A 15,768-nucleotide genomic window follows, 5' to 3' on the forward strand; every position below is an offset into this window, starting at 1 on the left:
ATGAATGCACTGTTGAAAAAAGTACATCAGGAAGTGAGGGCCAAAGTTCGGGCTTTTGCGGAAGAGAAAATTAAACCGGTTATTGGCGAGTTTGAAGCGCTGGAACAGTTTCCGGCCGACTTGATTAAATCCATGCATAGTTTGAACATCTTTGGGATGCAGGCTCCGGTTGAATATGGTGGGCAGGGCAGCGATTACCTGTCCTTCATCATTGCCGTGGAGGAACTTGCTCGTATTGACAGTTCGGTGGCTGCCACGCTGGCTGCGCACAACTCGCTGGGGGTTGGCCCCATTTTGGAGTTTGGCAGCGAGGAGCAAAAGAAGAAATACCTGCCCGATTTGTGTACCGCGCAAAACCTGTGGGCCTTTGGCCTCACCGAAGAAAATGCCGGTTCGGATGCCCAGGGAGTGGAAACCATCGCCGAAGAAAAAACCGGTGGCTGGGTGGTAAATGGCCATAAAAAATACATCACCAATGCGGCCTCTGATATGGCCTCTGGGATTAGTTTTGTGTCCCAAACCGGTATGCGTCCCGACGGAAAAAAAGAATTTACCGCCTTTCTGGTATCAAAAGGAACGCCGGGGTACACCCGCGAATTTATGAAGCAGAAGTTCCTGTGGCGGGCAGCCGATAATGGGATGGTTTATTTAAAGGACTGCCATATTCCGGCAGAGGACCAACTGGGTGAGCGTGGGCAGGGTATAAAAATCATGCTGAAAACTATCGATTCAGGTCGGTTGTCGATTGCTGCCATGGGGCTTGGCCTGGCACAGGGCGCTTACGAAATGGCCGTGTCGTTTGCCAAAAAACGCAAGCAGTTCGGGAAAGCCATTTCCGAATTTCAAACGGTAGCCTTCCGGCTGGCCGACATGGCCATGAAGATTGAAACGGCCCGCACTTTCCTGTACCACGCCTGTTGGCTGAAAGACAACGGCGAGCCGTTTGGTACGCAATCGGCCATGGCCAAGCTGTATTGTTCGCAGGTGGCCAGCGATGTGGCCAGCGAAGCTCTGCAAATCTTTGGCGGCGCTGGCTTTTTTCGCAATGATGAATATCCAATCGAACGTTTCTTCCGCGACCAGCGCCTGCTTTCCATTGGCGAAGGCACCTCGGAAGTACTGCGGATGGTCATTTCGCGGGATGTACTGAAGTAGGTACTTCTTTCAATATTTAACTTATATTGACGAATAGGCAGTGGTATTTTTTACTTTTGCCTTTTACCTTTTTACCTGATTTTATGGACAAAGACCGCAAACTTGAACATATACAATTGGCGTTTGATTCCAAAACCGGCATTTCGGAGCAGGATCCACGCTTTATTTACGAACCGTTGTTGGCCGCGCATCCCGATGGGAAAACGCCTGATTTTCCTTTTCTAGGAAAGCGGATGAAGGCGCCGGTCTGGGTGTCGAGCATGACCGGCGGTACCGGCGTGGCCAAAACCATCAACCGGAATATTGCCGGTGCCTGCCGTGAGTTCGGCTTGGGAATGGGGCTGGGTTCGTGCCGTAAAATCCTGTTCGACAAAACCCATTGGGAAGATTTTGACGTTCGCGACGAAATCGGGCCGGATGCACCTTTATGGGCTAACCTGGGCGTGGCACAGGTGGAGCAACTTTTATACGAAAAAAAGGAACAGGCCATTGTTGATTTGGTTGGCGAGCTGCGGGCAGATGGCCTGATTGTGCATGTCAATCCTTTTCAGGAATATTTTCAACCAGAGGGCGACCTCATCTCCCAACCGCCGCTCGAAACCATTCAGGAACTACTGGCAAAAATTAATGTGCCGCTCATCGTGAAAGAAGTGGGACAAGGAATGGGCCGCGAAAGTTTGAAACAACTGTTGCAGCTTCCGCTGGCGGCCATTGAGTTTGGTGCGTACGGAGGTACCAATTTTTCGCGGCTGGAACTGATGCGCGATGATCCGAGAAACCGCGAAATCTTCGAACCTTTCGCTTTTGTGGGGCAAACCGCCCGGCAAATGGTGAACGACATCAACTCGCTGCTGGATGAAACGAAGCCTGTTTGTGGACAGCTGATCATTTCCGGCGGCTTGAAAACATACCTGGACGGTTATTACCTGGTTTCGCTCAGCCGGTTACCTGCTGTTTACGGTATGGCTTCGTCGGTACTGAAACACGCCACCGGCGACTACGAAACTTTAAAGACGTACATTGAAAACCAGCTGAAAGCGTATCGTTTGGCACAAACTTATTTACGGCTGAACCCCGATTATGAAAGATAATAAACTGATAGCGGGATTTTCAAAACTCAGCAAAGCGCAAAAAATTGACTGGCTGACAGATCAGCTGGGGCTCAGTACTGGAACTGCTGAATTCCTGGTTGCATTCGAACTGAAAAATGAAGGCCTCCAGAACATCCTGGATGAACTGAGCGAAAATCACCTTTCCAATTATCATCTTCCATTTACGATAGCGCCCAATTTTTTGGTGAACGGGCAATTCCGGGTTTTCCCGCTGGTGACAGAGGAAAGCTCGGTGGTGGCTGCCTTGGCTAAGGCGGCAGGTTTTTGGGCTAAACGCGGCGGATTCCATGCCCAGGTGATCGGTACCGAAAAAAAAGGCCAGCTTCATTTCTCGTGGAAGGGAAATCCGGAAACGCTTCAACGTTCTTTCCCTAAAATAAAAAAAAGATTGCTAAAAGAAGTTGCCCATTTCACCCAAAAGATGGAAGAACGGGGTGGGGGAATTACGGGCATCGAATTAAAACATTTACCGGAAATTCTCCCCAATTATTACCAGCTCGACGTGTCGTTTGAAACGCGCGATGCCATGGGGGCCAATTTCATCAACTCGTGCCTGGAGCAATTCGGGAAAAGCCTGAAAAACTGGCTGGCTGATCAGGTTGATTGGAACGAGGAAGAACAGGACTGCGAGATCATCATGGCCATTTTGTCGAACTATGTGCCCGGTAGCCGGGTGAAAGTTTGGGTGGAATGCCCGGTTGAAGACCTTTCTGAAACGGACGACACAAGCGGAGCAGTGCAGTTTGCCGAAAAATTTGTGCAGGCAGTGCATATTGCACGCGAAGACGTGTCGCGAGCTGTGACCCACAACAAGGGTATTTTTAACGGGGTGGATGCGTTGGCGCTGGCCACCGGGAACGATTTTCGCGCCATCGAGGCCAGCGGACATGCCTTTGCCGCCCGTAACGGGAAATATGCCGGGCTGAGCGAGGCCCGGATCGACAACGGGAAGTTTATCTTTTCCATGGAATTGTCGCTTGCCGTGGGCGTGGTTGGCGGTGTGACTGCCCTGCACCCTTTGGCGAAACTGGCCATGCAAATACTCGAAAAACCATCGGCTGAAGAACTGATGCAATACCTGGCAGTTGCCGGACTGGCTTCCAACTGGTCGGCTGTTCGGGCGCTGGTTACCACTGGCATTCAGCAGGGCCACATGAAGATGCACCTGAGCAATATTTTGAACAGTTTTCAGGTTACCGATGAACAAAAACAAGCCGCCCGCCTTTATTTTCACAATCGGCCCGTGAGTTTTGCCGAGGTGGAGAAATTCCTGAAACATGAACGCAACTAACACTCAAACTTTTTATGCTCACGGAAAGCTGTTGCTTACCGGCGAATATGTTGTGCTGCATGGCGCTAAAGCACTGGCGCTGCCGGTGAAATACGGCCAGTGGATGACAGTTTCGGAGGGAACAGAAAAGAACATGCTGAACTGGAAGGCCTTTTCGCCCGAAGGATTGTGGTTTTGGTGCAAGTTGCAACTGCCCGATTATACAATTTTGGAAAGCTCCGACAACGACAAGGCGTTGGTTTTGCAGGATATCTTCCGGACAATTCATCAGCTCAATCCGGTCTTTCAAACCGGCAGTTCGCTGGAAATACAAACCCGCATTGAGTTTAACAGCGCTTGGGGACTGGGCAGCAGCAGCACGCTGGTTGCCAACCTGGCCGCCTGGGCGGGGGTGGATGCTTTTAAATTAAATGAATTGATTTTTAGGGGAAGCGGATTTGACATTGCCTGCGCTATGGCTGATGGTCCGATTTTTTATCAGAAAAATCAGGCGCCGGAACCGGTCGATCTTGAATACCCTTTTTCGGACCGGCTCTATTTTGTTTATTCCGGGGCGAAAAAAAGTACTCGCAGCGAGGTGGGCCGGTTTTTAATTGAAAAGGTGGTGCACCAAAACGAAGTGGATCAAATCAGCCAACTGGCCGGGCAAATTTCCCGGGCAAAGTACCTGCCTGATTTTCAGCGGATAATAACCGAGCACGAAAAGATGGTTTCCGGTTTGTTGGGCATACCAACTGTCAAGTCAACCTATTTCGCTGATTTTGATGGCGAGGTGAAATCGCTGGGTGCCTGGGGTGGCGACTTTTATTTGGTGGCCAGCCAACTGGGTGAAACGGAGGTTCGAAACTATTTCAACACGAAAGGATTGAAGACCATCTTTTCGTGGAATGAATTGATTTTAAATGAACGATAAGAAAATGAGTAATTTACAGGTCAGTTGGGCTTGTCCCTCAAATATTGCATTGGTAAAATACTGGGGAAAAAGGCCGCAGCAATTGCCGATGAACCCTTCGTTGAGTTTTAGTTTAAAGAAGTCACAAACACGCACAAGCGTTCAATTATTGCCAATATCTCAACCGCGCCTGACCTTTTTATTTGAAGGAGAACCTTCTCCTTTTGCGGCCCGGATTGAGAAATACCTGGATACGCTTTCCATCGAAATTCCCTGGATCAACGATTATTCGTTCCGGATAGAAAGCGAAAATACTTTTCCGCATTCTGCCGGAATTGCCTCATCGGCATCGGCTTTTGGGGCGCTGGCGCTGTGCTTGGCCGAATTGGATCAGCGGCTTACAGGAGCTGAAAAGGAACCTGAACAATTTATACAAACCGCTTCGCGGCTGGCCCGTTTGGGAAGCGGGAGCGCCTCCCGATCGGTTTATCCTGGTTTTGCCTGGTGGGGAAAGTCGGCGGCCTTGCGTGGCTCAACCGATTGTTATGCTTTGCCGGTTTCCACCAACATACACGATTGCTATTTTCGTTTGTGCGATGCGGTATTGCTGGTCGATTCGGCCAAAAAGAAAGTGTCCAGCTCCTCCGGGCACGAGTTGATGAACAACCATCCTTTCCGGGATGCACGTATTCAACAGGCCAACAATAATATCGAAAGCTTGCTGCGAGTGATGCAAACCGATGACCGCCTTCGTTTTCTCGAAATTGTGGAAAGCGAGGCACTCAGTCTGCACGCCCTGATGATGAGTTCAACACCATCGTTTGTTTTGCTGAAACCCGAAAGTCTTCACATCATTGAAAAAATTCGCTCTTTTCGGGAGGAAACCGGCTTGCCGGTTGGATTTACAATTGATGCCGGCCCGAATATTCATCTGCTGTATTGGGACGAACACCGGAACGCAGTACATACCTTCATCCAAAACAAGTTACTTACTTTTTTGGAAGACGGTAAGTGGCTGGACGACCGCATTGGTATGGGGCCTGTAAAAGTATGATCATGAAAAATTTTCCTGCAAAGTTATTGTTGTTTGGCGAATATGGATTGATGTTTGGCGCCAAGGCGCTGGCGGTTCCGTTTCCCCGGTACAGCGGTTCCCTGGTGAAATCCTGTGCAAAAAATGTCGATGAAAAAAGTGGTCAAAGTGCGGCGGAATTAGAGCGGTTTACCGCGTGGCTCGGGGAGGAAGGCCGGAATAAACAAATGAACTATCCGCTCGATTTGGGACGCTTGCAGCAGGATGTGCAGGCGAAACTTTATTTTCGTTCGGATGTGCCGTTGCAATATGGCGTGGGAAGTTCAGGCGCGCTTTGTGCCGCGTTGTTTGATGAGTACAGTAATTATGTGGCTGATGGTACCAAGCCGCTTTCTGATGGTGCCGCCCTGCTGAAGCAGGATTTTGCCTTGCTGGAATCGTATTTTCATGGCCGCAGCTCGGGCCTCGATCCGCTGGTTTCGTTTTTGGATCGGCCGGTGTTGCTTGAAAACGGCCGTCTTTCGTTGCCCACCCTGGCGCTTGACAAGTTGCCCTGGTCGATGTATCTGATCGATACGAAGACAACTGGCGCCACCGCACCACTGGTTAACCTGTTTCTTCGGAAGATGGAACAGCCCGACTTTCGGAAACTGTTTGAACAAGAATACCTGCCTACCAACAATCGGGCGGTGGATGCGTTTCTGGCGCAAAACGAAACAGAATATTTTGCCAACCTGCAAAACATCACTCGCTTTCAGTTGGATCATTTTGCAGAGATGATCCCAACGGATTTTGTGCCGACCATCAGGCGACTGCTTGGACAAAACGTCTTGGTCAAGCTGTTGGGCTCGGGCGGTGGTGGTTTCCTGCTGGCCTTTGTGCCCCGAGGGGTTTCGGTTACATTGCCGGAAGGTAGTTTTCAGATTTTTCAGGCATGATAGCTGCCTGAAAAATCATCGCAGGCTAGCCTTTTTGAGGAGGTCTGGTTGGTTCCGGACGCTTAAATTTAACCTTCCGTCGTTTTTTGGGAGTTTTCCTTTCGGTCATCAGCTCAATGTTGGCCGAACCCACGCTCATTTCATTTTCCTGTTTGGTTTCCGTGCCCAGGTATTTGTCCAACAGGGGCTTTTGTCCGCGTTTGTTAAGCTGAATGATCGCTTTTACATCTTTTAGGTCGAGTACTATTGGTTTGCCGCCATACGCTTTTTCCACGGTGTACCAGATTTTTTTGTTTAGGATTTCGGTTTTGAAATGTTTGGCAATTCCTTTTTCGGTTTCCAGCGTGAGCAATTCGTAGGGAAAATCATCTTGTGCTTCCAGGTATGAATCCAGCTCATACATCAGGCAGCATTTCAGCTTGCCGCACCTGCCGGCCATTTTTTCGGCATTGGGCGAAAGTCCTTGCTGGATGGCTGCATCTGAGGTAACGCTCGAAAAGTCGGTGCGCCAGGTTGAGCAGCAAAGTTCGCGCCCGCATGAGCCGATTCCGCCAACACGTCCGGCTTCCTGACGGGCGCCAATCTGTTTCATCTCCACCTTGATCTGAAATTCACGGGCGTAGCGTTTAATCAGTTCGCGAAAGTCAACCCGTTCATCGGCAATATAATAGAAGATCGCTTTGGCGCCGTCGCCTCTGAATTCAACATCACCGATTTTCATGTTAAGCCCCAGTTCTGAGGCAATTTGCCTGGAGCAGACCATAACAGGGTAGTCGCGTTTGTGGGCGTCTTCCCATTTTTTTCTGTCGGCATCGGTCGCTTTTCGGTAAACTTTGTGCCAGGTGTAGCGGTCGTGTTTTTTTATTTTTCGTTCAAATTGCTTTTTTGCCAGCGTACCGGTTAAGGTAACCTGGCCCACATCGTGTCCGGGTGAGCAGGCAACCACCACCAAATCACCCACTTTGAGCGATAGCTGATCTTCGTTCCTAAAGAATTCTTTGCGAGTGCCTTTAAAACGTACTTCAACCAGATTGCTTAAATGAGAAGTGTCTGGCAGATCTTTTAGCCAATCGTAGGTGGCCAACATGCCTTCATTGGCTGTGTCTGTATTTATTGTGCATCCATTGCATCCCATAATTTTCGTCTTTATTTCAGACAAAAATATCTAAAATTATCGGCAATTTTAGGTTTAATTCAGTCTAAATAAAAAAAAGTAGGGGTTAACTGATCCTTTACTGCCTCATGGGGTATTCACCTGAAGCAAATTTTTATGGCTCCGGAACAGGTGGTTTCGGTTGCCAGAAATAAAAAATCCCGGGAAAGCCGGGATTGAATGTCAGTTAATGTACTTGCCTACATGACAAGTTTGTACCCTTTGCCATGGACGTTGATAATTTCAACGGAGGGTTCGTCTTTCAGGTGTTTGCGCAATTTTGTGATGTAAACATCCATACTGCGCGCGTTGAAGTAATTGTCGTCGATCCAAATGGTTTTGAGAGCGAAATTGCGTTCCAGTACTTTGTTGGCATTGTTGCACAGCAAACGCAGCAGCTCCGATTCCTTGGTGGTTAGTTTCACGGTTTCTTCGCCTTCATCAAGCAAAACCTGTTTACGGGGGTCGAAAGTGTAACGGCCTAGTTTGTAGGTTGCCTGTTCCGTGCCAGATTTGCCGTCCAGCGTGGTGCGCCTGAGGATTGCTTCGATGCGGAAAATCAGTTCTTCCATGCTGAAGGGCTTGGTCATGTAATCGTCGGCCCCGGTGCGGAAACCTTCCAGGACATCTTCCTTCAGGTTTTTGGCTGTCAGAAAAATGATCGGTACTTCCTGGTTGATCAGCCGGATATCGCGCGCCAGGGTGATCCCGTCCTTCTTGGGCATCATGATGTCCAGGATGCAGAGGTCGTATTCATTTTTCTTGAAGCCGGCATAGGCAACTTCGCCGTCTCCGTACAGATCGGTATTAAATCCTTTGGCAATCAGGTATTCTTTTAATAACAGTCCGAGATTTTCATCATCCTCGGCCAATAAAAGTTTTGCTTTTGTTTCCATTTTCTTTTGTATTAAGCGGGAAATAGATGGTAAATTTTGTGCCTTTGTTAACAACACTTTCCACCTTTATTTTTCCTTGGTGCGAGTCTATTATTTTCTTGACATAACTTAAGCCCAGTCCGAATCCCTTCACGTCGTGTACATTGCCGGTTGGAACACGGAAAAAGCGTTCAAAAATTTGATCGTGATGTTCTTTGGCAATGCCAATGCCATTATCTTTTACGGAAACCAGCAGAAAGCCGTTTTTATTTTCTGTTTTGATGCTGATTTCCGGCTCGCTTTTGCTGTATTTGACTGCATTGTCGAGCAGGTTAAAGATAACATTGGTAATGTGGATTTCGTCACCTTTGATCAAATCTTTTTCGGCCAGCAGTTCTGCATCGAGCTTGCCCCCTTTGTTTTTTACCCGTAATTCAAAGTTCATCACCACGTTACTGACCAACTGGTTGAAGTGGAATTCTTTGAATTTCAGTTTCAGGCGTCCCTCGTTGAAAACGGCCATTTGCAACACTTTTTCAACCTGAAAACTTAGGCGTTTGCTTTCCTGGAGGATGACGTTCGAGATATGCTCAATGGTTTTTGGCGTGTTGGTGATGCTGTTGTCGTGCAGCATTTGGCTGGCCAGCGAGATGGTCGAAATTGGCGTTTTCAGCTCGTGCGTCATATTGTTGATGAAGTCGTTCTTGATGATCGAAAGCTTCTTTTGTTTCAAAATAACCAGGATTGTATATACGAAAATAGCGATCAGCAGGAAGGTCAGGATGGCTGTTGGGATGACCATGATGCCGGTTTCTTTGAGCAAATAGGTATCCCTTCGCGGAAAATACACACGCAGGTAGTTCGGTTTGGGATCCGGGATGTCTCTGGGAAAAAGTACATTCTGGTATTCTTTCCGATTTTCGGGGCGGTAATCTGCATCTCCAAATACAAATTTCTCTTCGCCGTGCGGATATGTTTTTACTGCATATTTAAAATCAAGGTCAATGCCGTTTTCACGAAACTCAGTTCTCAGGGCACGTTCGAGCAGTTGCTGATTGATGCGGTCTTGCAGGGGGAGTTGGGCGAAGATGATCTGGTTTTGGATGATCCGGTACATTTCTGCCCGTTCGTCCAGCCGTTGCTCGTATTGCTGGCGGATGTAGCTGTCGTAATCGTGGAACATGTCAAAAGCAGACGGGAATTCCCCGGGGCGGCCCCGTTCTGTTTGGAGGATCGCCAGCGAGTCGGCATAACGGATGCTGAATTCATCGCGATAGGTAGTCGTGCCATTGCGTTGCGAGAAACGAAAGGAAATGTTGATATCACTTTGAGCCTGTCGCTTGGGGAGCAGTCCTGCACTTCTTCCGCTATTGGGAAAAAGGCTGGAGGCATTGGAAGAAGGTGAGTAGTTCCCGCTCACAATCCGCGAAACTTCGTCCCGTTCCAATCGGTCCACTACGCGACGAAGAATCCTGCTTACGGTTTGGTCAAATTGTTCTTCACGGATTTCGAAAGCTTTTTGGATCGAATTGGTCTGTACCAAGATCAGGCTGGTCATCACCAAGGCCATGAATACAATCAAACTAATGATTACCTTTCTGCTCATAACGCAAAGATAACCTTTAAAAAATACCGTAAATCAGGGCTTAACAATATTTAACATTGGCTGAATAAGCAGGGGCGGAAGTGAAAATTAAAAATGTTAACAGGCTTTAACATTTGTTAGTATCCCTGCTGGTGGCTATTGCGTATATTTGTGCAAAGACGTAAATAATTTAGTCTTTTTCAAATTTTGGGGTTTAACTGAGTTTTTTACAAGGTGAATTTAGGTTTTGGTTTTTGCGGGGTCTTCGGGCCCCGCTGTTTTTTATATCACCTTAAAATGAGGACGGATCATTCTTCTTTAAATGAAGAATTGCTTCACGCGAGGCATTTTGCTGCGATTCTTTTTTCGAGTTTCCTTTGCCTTGCCCGATAATCTCTTCGTTCGCACTGATCACGGTAATAAAACAGGGAATGCGGCTTTCGGTCGTCAAACGCTCGGTGGTTTCAATGTTAACTTCCTTTTTGTTTTTCTGGCTCCACTCTATCAACTGACTTTTGTAGTTGGTGTTGGTGTGTTGAACCTCGTTGAGGTTCACATATTCCAACAGCAGCTTTTTGGTAATGAACTCTTTGGTAATGGCGTATCCTTTGTCAAGATAAAGAGCCCCGATCAAAGCTTCCAGCGCATCGCCGTAAATGTGGCTGTTTTCTGCCGTGTTGTTGGTGTTCGACTTGATGTAGTTGTTCAAGCCGGTTTGGTAGGTAAGTTCGGTCAAAAAACTGCGGTTCACCAGTTTCGACCGCATTTGGGTGAGAAAACCCTCGTCTTCGTTGGGAAAGCGATTGTACAGGAATTCGGCAATTACGGCGCCCAGAATGGCATCGCCTAAATATTCGAGCCGTTCATTATTGACCCAGTTCCGCTGCGAGTCCATTTTTGAAGCGGATTTGTGGATCAGGGCCGTTTCGTATAGTTTCAGGTTTCCCGGGTAACGGCCAAGCAGGGATTTAAGAAATAAATAAAACTCTTTTCCGGGAGTGGAAAAGAGTTTTATTTTATGAACCAGCGTTCTTATCACGATATCAGTATTTCTTGAATACTACTGTTGCATTGTGTCCTCCAAACCCGAATGTGTTGCTTATGGCGTAATTGATATCACGTTTTTTGGCCACATTAAAGGTAAAATCAAGATTATTGTCGATCTCAGGATCGTCGGTAAAATGATTGATTGTTGGAGGTATAATTCCGTCTCTCAATGCCAGGATCGACGCGATGCCTTCAATAGCGCCCGCTGCACCCAATAAATGGCCTGTCATTGATTTTGTGGAACTAATACTCAGCTTATATGCATGATCGCCAAATACTTTAATAATTGCTTTTGGCTCGGCAATATCTCCCAAAGGAGTAGAGGTTCCGTGAACATTGATGTAGTCAATGTCTTCCGGTTTTAAGCCGGCATCTTCGAGGGCCCATTTCATGACCAACGAGGCGCCTTTACCATCTGGATCCGGGGCAGTCATGTGGTAGGCATCAGCAGACATCCCGCCACCGACAACTTCAGCATAAATTTTAGCACCACGTGCAATAGCGTGTTCGTACTCTTCAAAGATAAGAGCTCCTGAACCTTCACCCATGACGAAACCGTCACGGTCCTTGTCGAATGGACGGGAAGCTGTTGCCGGGTCATCATTTCGTGTTGAAATTGCACGCATGGAATTGAAACCACACAGGCCAGCTTCATTGATGGCTGCTTCTGATCCTCCTGTGATAAACAGGTTGGCTTTGCCCATACGAATGTAATTAAACGCTTCGATCATGGCATGTGAAGCCGATGCACAAGCAGAAACCGTTGTGAAGTTTGGTCCCCGGAATCCAAAGCGGATGGATACTAATCCACCGGCAATGTTGGCAATCATCTTGGGAATAAAGAAAGGGTTGAACTTGGGGCGGGACAAATCGTAAGCCTTCACTTCTTCGTAGAAAGTTTGAAGACCACCAACGCCTGCACCCCAAATTACACCTGCCCTGTCTTTGTCAATCGCGTCCAGGTCGAGGCCCGAATCGTCGATGGCTTGCTGGGCAGCGGCAAATGCATATAAAGTAAAAGGGTCGTGTTTGCGAACCTCTTTTTTCTCTACATATAAAGTAGGATCAAAGTTTTTTACTTCACATCCAAACTGGGTTTTGTGGAGCTCAATGTTCATTCTGGTGATCCTTGCGGCTCCGCTCACCCCGTTTTTTAGCCCTTCCCAATATTCCTCAATAGAATTACCAAGCGGGTTTACGGTTCCAAGTCCGGTAATAACTACCCGTTTTAATTCCATAAATTCTGTTTTATTACTTTTTGATGTTTGCTTCGATGTGAGCGATTGCTTCACCTACTGTGCCAATTTTTTCAGCCTGATCGTCGGGGATAGCCAAGTCAAATTCTTTTTCGAATTCCATGATCAACTCTACAGTGTCAAGTGAATCAGCGCCAAGGTCATTTGTAAAAGAAGCCTCATTGGTTACTTCACTTTCGTCAACACCTAATTTGTCGACAATAATTGCTTTTACTTTAGATGCAATGTCAGACATAGTTCTAATTTTAAGTTAATATTCAATTTTATTTTTTAAAAAATCCGGTGCAAAGTAATAAATTTACCCAAAATATTTCAAACAAAATTTGAAATAAATAGCTGTTTCGGGGTGGCGTGCCCTAGCTGATGCAGCTATAATTGAATCGAATAGTCCAATATTCAAATTTGATATTATAAAGAACAGAAACATGAAGAGGATCGCTATTTTTGCCTCAGGCTCAGGCACAAACGCCCAAAATATCATCGAATATTTTCGTAATAGCAGGGATGTTATTGTGGATTCCCTGTGGTCGAACAACGAAAATGCCTATGCCCTGATCCGGGCAGAAAGGTTGGGCGTTGATACATTTACTTTTGGAAAAGAAGAGCTTTACCACAGTATTGAGGTGCTGGAGGCGCTGAGTGAGCGTAAAATTGATATGATTGTACTGGCCGGATTCTTGTGGCTTGTACCTCATAACCTTACCGAGGAGTTCACCATCATCAATATTCACCCTGCCCTGCTGCCCAATTACGGCGGGAAAGGCATGTACGGTAAGTTTGTACACGAGGCTGTTATTCGGAATAAGGATAAGGAAAGCGGCATTACTGTCCACTATGTGAACGAACGATACGATGCGGGCAATATTATTTTTCAGGCCAAATGCCCGGTTTCCCAGGACGAAACTCCCGATTCGCTGGCCGAAAAAGTTCACAAGCTGGAATATGAACACTTTCCGCGGGTTCTTGAAGAAATTTTGTTGAAAGAAGAACCGGAAACAGATTATTGAAGGTAAAAGTTAAAAGGCAACGAATACCAGGGCGGGGATAATTCTCCGTCCTTTCTGTTTGCAAACATCATATTGCTGCGGATTAATCCAGGCTTTTGGCAGAGAAGTCAATACGGTTCAATTTTAGCATCAGCGAATCTTTCAATGTTGTGAATTTAGTCAATAGGTGTTCATGTACAGGCTCAACGGGCGGGGCTTCCACCTTCAGCGGGTTGATTGGCGAGCCATTTCGGAACACCCGGAAGTCGAGATGAGGGCCGGAAGCCAGTCCGGTTTTGCCGACGTAACCAATGAGTTGTCCCTGCCGGACACGAACGCCTGGCGCCATGCCGGAGGCAAATTTGTGCAGGTGCATGTAACAGGTTGTATAAACTGAGTTGTGTTTGATGTACAGGTAGTTTCCACCACCTCCTGCCTGATACCCTTTACGGGTGACCACCCCATCGCCTATAGAAACCACGGGCGTACCGGTTGGTGCGGCATAGTCAATGCCATGGTGCGGGCGGGAAATCTTCAGGATGGGGTGCATGCGGCTATGCGAAAAGTGTGAGCTGATGCGCGAAAACTTCAGCGGTGCTTTCAGAAACGCTTTTTTCAGGCTTTTGCCCTTGTCGTCGTAATAACTTAAGATGCTGTCTTGTTCAAACTGAAAGGCAAAAAAATCTTCCTTCATGTGCTGAAACTGGCAGGCATAGATGGTGCTGATGCCTACCGATACACTGTCCACGAAACTTTCTTCGTAGATCACCCGGAACTTGTCGCCTTTCTGTATCCCGAAAAAGTCGATGGTCCAGGCATAAATTTCCGAAAGTTCGATGGCCAGCACGGGGTTTAGGTTGTTGTGTTTCATCGTATTCCAGAGCGATGAGCTGATAACGCCCGAAGCGGTACGTATTTCGCGGGTGACGGGTTTTTCGCCTTTGTAGATATGCAGACTGTCGTTCAGCTGGTACACTACATAGTTGATGGCGTCAATCTCATATACAAAATAGGATGGATTACGCAGGCTGTCGCGCGAGTAAAAGAAATAGCAGTTGTTGCCCTGCCGGAGCCGGCGAACATCGAAAATGGGTTTTGAACTTCGGGCAATCTGGTCGATGGTTTGGTATGAAACCCCTTCTTTTACCAAAATGTCTGACAGGTTCTGGTTTTTTCTGATGAAGGTTTTTTCTATAAGAAATGAATCGACCGGTAATCCAAACTTTAGTACTGGCTCAGGAATAAAAATGGGTTCGGGTTCGCTTTCCGGCAGAGTTTCCGAGGGGCGCTGCCAAATCACCCAAGTTACTACCACTAAACTTATCACCACAAAAATTCCTTCGGCCAAATACTTCTTCATGCTAGATTTTAATCTTGTCAAATCCTTGTCCGTAAACGCCCATCACGCTACTCATGGATATAAACGCGTTAGGATCAATCTCTTTCAGTTTCCTGAAAATTAAGCTGGATTCACGTTTACGGACAACCGTCATCACTATTTTTACTTCTTCTTTGGTGTACCAGCCGGTACCGTCCATTACAGTAACGCCCCGACCTGCCTGATTATTGATATAGTCGGCAATTTCTTCAAAATTTTTCGAAAATATAAAAATTTGCGCAGATGCGTTGGCTCCACTCAAAAAAGCATCGATGGTATATGAAACCACCCACATGGTGACATAGCCGTACACCAGTTTGGCCGGTGACTGGAAAACAAAATAACTGGAAGCAATGATAATGACATCGCAGTACATGATGACGCGTCCCGGGCTGATGTTGCGGTATTTGTTGACTATCATGGCGATAATGTCGGTTCCACCCGTGCTGCCCCCGCGGGTAAACACAATACCGATGCCGATGCCCCCCATCATAGCGCCCAGTACAGCCGACAGGAAGGTGTCGTCTATCAGCGGTTCTGTTATCAGGCCGGGGGTGACCCAGAAAAGCAGCGTGGCCACCAGCATGCTCCAGATAGTTTTGATGCCGAAACTTGCCCCCAACACCCTGATGGCGATCAGGATGAGGAACACGTTGATGATGAAATAGGAGATGGCCACGGGGATTTTGCTGCTGTAAAAAATGACAGCCGACAAACCGCTTATCCCGCCCCCGGTGATTTCGGCCGGGATCAGAAAGATGGTCCACGACAGGACATACAATGCCATGCCAAAGGCAATGACGATATAATCGGTAAAGGTGGTTTTTAGTTTTGCTTTGCGTTCTTCGGTCATCGCTTGTATATTAATGTATTCAGTCTTGATTTTTCCGGTAATTGTCCCGTTAAAATTGGCTGCAAAAAAATAGCTTTCGCACCGAAGAAACTATGTGAAAAAGTCATCAGTAGCCCGATTAACGAAAATTTGATCAGAAGGTCATCTTTTGCTCATGGCGACTTGCCATAACATCAGATTTTGTGTTTCCGGGGATTGGCGAAATGCCACGGGC

15 protein-coding genes are annotated in these 15,768 nt (G+C 47.2%); 7 read left to right on the forward strand and 8 right to left on the reverse strand.

From position 1 onward, the window contains the following. The 6 genes from N2K84_RS06965 to N2K84_RS06990 all read left to right on the forward strand — a co-directional run bounded on the left by N2K84_RS06965 (position 1) and on the right by N2K84_RS06990 (position 6,421). Positions 1-1,155 (forward strand): acyl-CoA dehydrogenase family protein, encoded by a 1,155-nt coding sequence (locus N2K84_RS06965; RefSeq protein ID WP_282591070.1) that lies wholly within the window; start codon positions 1-3, stop codon positions 1,153-1,155. Positions 1,156-1,238: 83 nt separating this feature from the next. Continuing rightward, complete coding sequence (locus N2K84_RS06970) at positions 1,239-2,246, forward strand: beta/alpha barrel domain-containing protein (protein WP_282591071.1); 1,008 nt, start codon at positions 1,239-1,241, stop codon at positions 2,244-2,246. Beyond that, a complete protein-coding gene (locus N2K84_RS06975; RefSeq protein ID WP_282591072.1) occupies positions 2,236-3,558 on the forward strand; it encodes a hydroxymethylglutaryl-CoA reductase in 1,323 nt (440 codons plus the stop codon). Before N2K84_RS06970 ends, N2K84_RS06975 begins: the two co-directional genes overlap by 11 nt. After that, complete coding sequence (locus tag N2K84_RS06980; protein ID WP_282591073.1) at positions 3,545-4,471, forward strand: GYDIA family GHMP kinase; 927 nt, start codon at positions 3,545-3,547, stop codon at positions 4,469-4,471. The genes N2K84_RS06975 and N2K84_RS06980 overlap by 14 nt, the downstream gene beginning before the upstream one ends. Continuing rightward, positions 4,461-5,504: a diphosphomevalonate decarboxylase gene (gene mvaD / locus N2K84_RS06985; protein ID WP_282591074.1), complete on the forward strand. Its 1,044-nt coding sequence runs from the start codon at positions 4,461-4,463 to the stop codon at positions 5,502-5,504. The genes N2K84_RS06980 and mvaD overlap by 11 nt, the downstream gene beginning before the upstream one ends. Before the next feature lie 2 nt (positions 5,505-5,506). Then, positions 5,507-6,421 (forward strand): mevalonate kinase family protein, encoded by a 915-nt coding sequence (locus N2K84_RS06990; RefSeq protein WP_282591075.1) that lies wholly within the window; start codon positions 5,507-5,509, stop codon positions 6,419-6,421. A gap of 25 nt (positions 6,422-6,446) precedes the next feature. Here the strand turns inward: N2K84_RS06990 and N2K84_RS06995 are convergent, their stop codons facing one another. From N2K84_RS06995 to N2K84_RS07020, 6 genes are all read right to left on the reverse strand, one after another. After that, positions 6,447-7,556: a PSP1 domain-containing protein gene (locus tag N2K84_RS06995; RefSeq protein ID WP_282591076.1), complete on the reverse strand. Its 1,110-nt coding sequence runs from the start codon at positions 7,554-7,556 to the stop codon at positions 6,447-6,449. A 218-nt stretch (positions 7,557-7,774) separates the two neighbouring features. Then, positions 7,775-8,470 carry a response regulator transcription factor RprY gene (rprY, locus tag N2K84_RS07000; protein ID WP_282591077.1) on the reverse strand — a complete coding sequence of 232 codons (696 nt, stop codon included), beginning with the start codon at positions 8,468-8,470 and terminating at the stop codon, positions 7,775-7,777. Then, complete coding sequence (locus tag N2K84_RS07005; protein ID WP_282591078.1) at positions 8,433-10,055, reverse strand: sensor histidine kinase; 1,623 nt, start codon at positions 10,053-10,055, stop codon at positions 8,433-8,435. The genes rprY and N2K84_RS07005 overlap by 38 nt, the downstream gene beginning before the upstream one ends. A 271-nt stretch (positions 10,056-10,326) precedes the next feature. Further along, positions 10,327-11,073 carry a ribonuclease III gene (gene rnc / locus N2K84_RS07010; RefSeq protein WP_282591079.1) on the reverse strand — a complete coding sequence of 249 codons (747 nt, stop codon included), beginning with the start codon at positions 11,071-11,073 and terminating at the stop codon, positions 10,327-10,329. 4 nt (positions 11,074-11,077) lie between these two features. Beyond that, positions 11,078-12,319, reverse strand: coding sequence for a beta-ketoacyl-ACP synthase II (fabF, locus tag N2K84_RS07015; RefSeq protein WP_282591080.1), 1,242 nt, complete (start codon positions 12,317-12,319; stop codon positions 11,078-11,080). Between the two features lie 13 nt (positions 12,320-12,332). Further along, the gene (locus tag N2K84_RS07020) at positions 12,333-12,572 is read right to left on the reverse strand and encodes an acyl carrier protein (protein ID WP_282591081.1); all 240 of its coding nucleotides are present in this window, start codon (positions 12,570-12,572) and stop codon (positions 12,333-12,335) included. Between the two features lie 190 nt (positions 12,573-12,762). On the opposite strand from N2K84_RS07020, the gene purN reads away from it, so the two are divergent. Then, entirely contained in the window at positions 12,763-13,344 is a 582-nt protein-coding gene (gene purN, locus N2K84_RS07025) for a phosphoribosylglycinamide formyltransferase (protein WP_282591082.1), read from the forward strand. Between the two features lie 82 nt (positions 13,345-13,426). Here the strand turns inward: purN and N2K84_RS07030 are convergent, their stop codons facing one another. Both N2K84_RS07030 and N2K84_RS07035 read right to left on the reverse strand, forming a co-directional pair. After that, the gene (locus N2K84_RS07030) at positions 13,427-14,683 is read right to left on the reverse strand and encodes a peptidoglycan DD-metalloendopeptidase family protein (RefSeq protein ID WP_282591083.1); all 1,257 of its coding nucleotides are present in this window, start codon (positions 14,681-14,683) and stop codon (positions 13,427-13,429) included. 1 nt (position 14,684) lies between these two features. Further along, complete coding sequence (locus tag N2K84_RS07035) at positions 14,685-15,554, reverse strand: YitT family protein (protein WP_282591084.1); 870 nt, start codon at positions 15,552-15,554, stop codon at positions 14,685-14,687. Positions 15,555-15,768: the final 214 nt, after the last annotated feature.

It is taken from the genome of Gaoshiqia sediminis (genome assembly GCF_025907915.1).
In the GTDB taxonomy this organism is placed as follows: domain Bacteria; phylum Bacteroidota; class Bacteroidia; order Bacteroidales; family Prolixibacteraceae; genus Gaoshiqia; species Gaoshiqia sediminis.

Excerpts from the sequence above, each read along its gene's own strand:
- N2K84_RS06965 (WP_282591070.1), top strand. The coding sequence starts at position 1 with ATGAATGCACTGTTGAAAAAAGTACATCAGGAAGTGAGGGCCAAAGTT.
- N2K84_RS06970 (WP_282591071.1), top strand. The coding sequence starts at position 1,239 with ATGGACAAAGACCGCAAACTTGAACATATACAATTGGCGTTTGATTCC.
- N2K84_RS06975 (WP_282591072.1), top strand. The coding sequence starts at position 2,236 with ATGAAAGATAATAAACTGATAGCGGGATTTTCAAAACTCAGCAAAGCG.
- N2K84_RS06980 (WP_282591073.1), top strand. The coding sequence starts at position 3,545 with ATGAACGCAACTAACACTCAAACTTTTTATGCTCACGGAAAGCTGTTG.
- mvaD (WP_282591074.1), top strand. The coding sequence starts at position 4,461 with ATGAACGATAAGAAAATGAGTAATTTACAGGTCAGTTGGGCTTGTCCC.
- N2K84_RS06990 (WP_282591075.1), top strand. The coding sequence starts at position 5,507 with ATGAAAAATTTTCCTGCAAAGTTATTGTTGTTTGGCGAATATGGATTG.
- N2K84_RS06995 (WP_282591076.1), bottom strand. The coding sequence starts at position 7,556 with ATGGGATGCAATGGATGCACAATAAATACAGACACAGCCAATGAAGGC.
- rprY (WP_282591077.1), bottom strand. The coding sequence starts at position 8,470 with ATGGAAACAAAAGCAAAACTTTTATTGGCCGAGGATGATGAAAATCTC.
- N2K84_RS07005 (WP_282591078.1), bottom strand. The coding sequence starts at position 10,055 with ATGAGCAGAAAGGTAATCATTAGTTTGATTGTATTCATGGCCTTGGTG.
- fabF (WP_282591080.1), bottom strand. The coding sequence starts at position 12,319 with ATGGAATTAAAACGGGTAGTTATTACCGGACTTGGAACCGTAAACCCG.
- N2K84_RS07020 (WP_282591081.1), bottom strand. The coding sequence starts at position 12,572 with ATGTCTGACATTGCATCTAAAGTAAAAGCAATTATTGTCGACAAATTA.
- purN (WP_282591082.1), top strand. The coding sequence starts at position 12,763 with ATGAAGAGGATCGCTATTTTTGCCTCAGGCTCAGGCACAAACGCCCAA.
- N2K84_RS07030 (WP_282591083.1), bottom strand. The coding sequence starts at position 14,683 with ATGAAGAAGTATTTGGCCGAAGGAATTTTTGTGGTGATAAGTTTAGTG.
- N2K84_RS07035 (WP_282591084.1), bottom strand. The coding sequence starts at position 15,554 with ATGACCGAAGAACGCAAAGCAAAACTAAAAACCACCTTTACCGATTAT.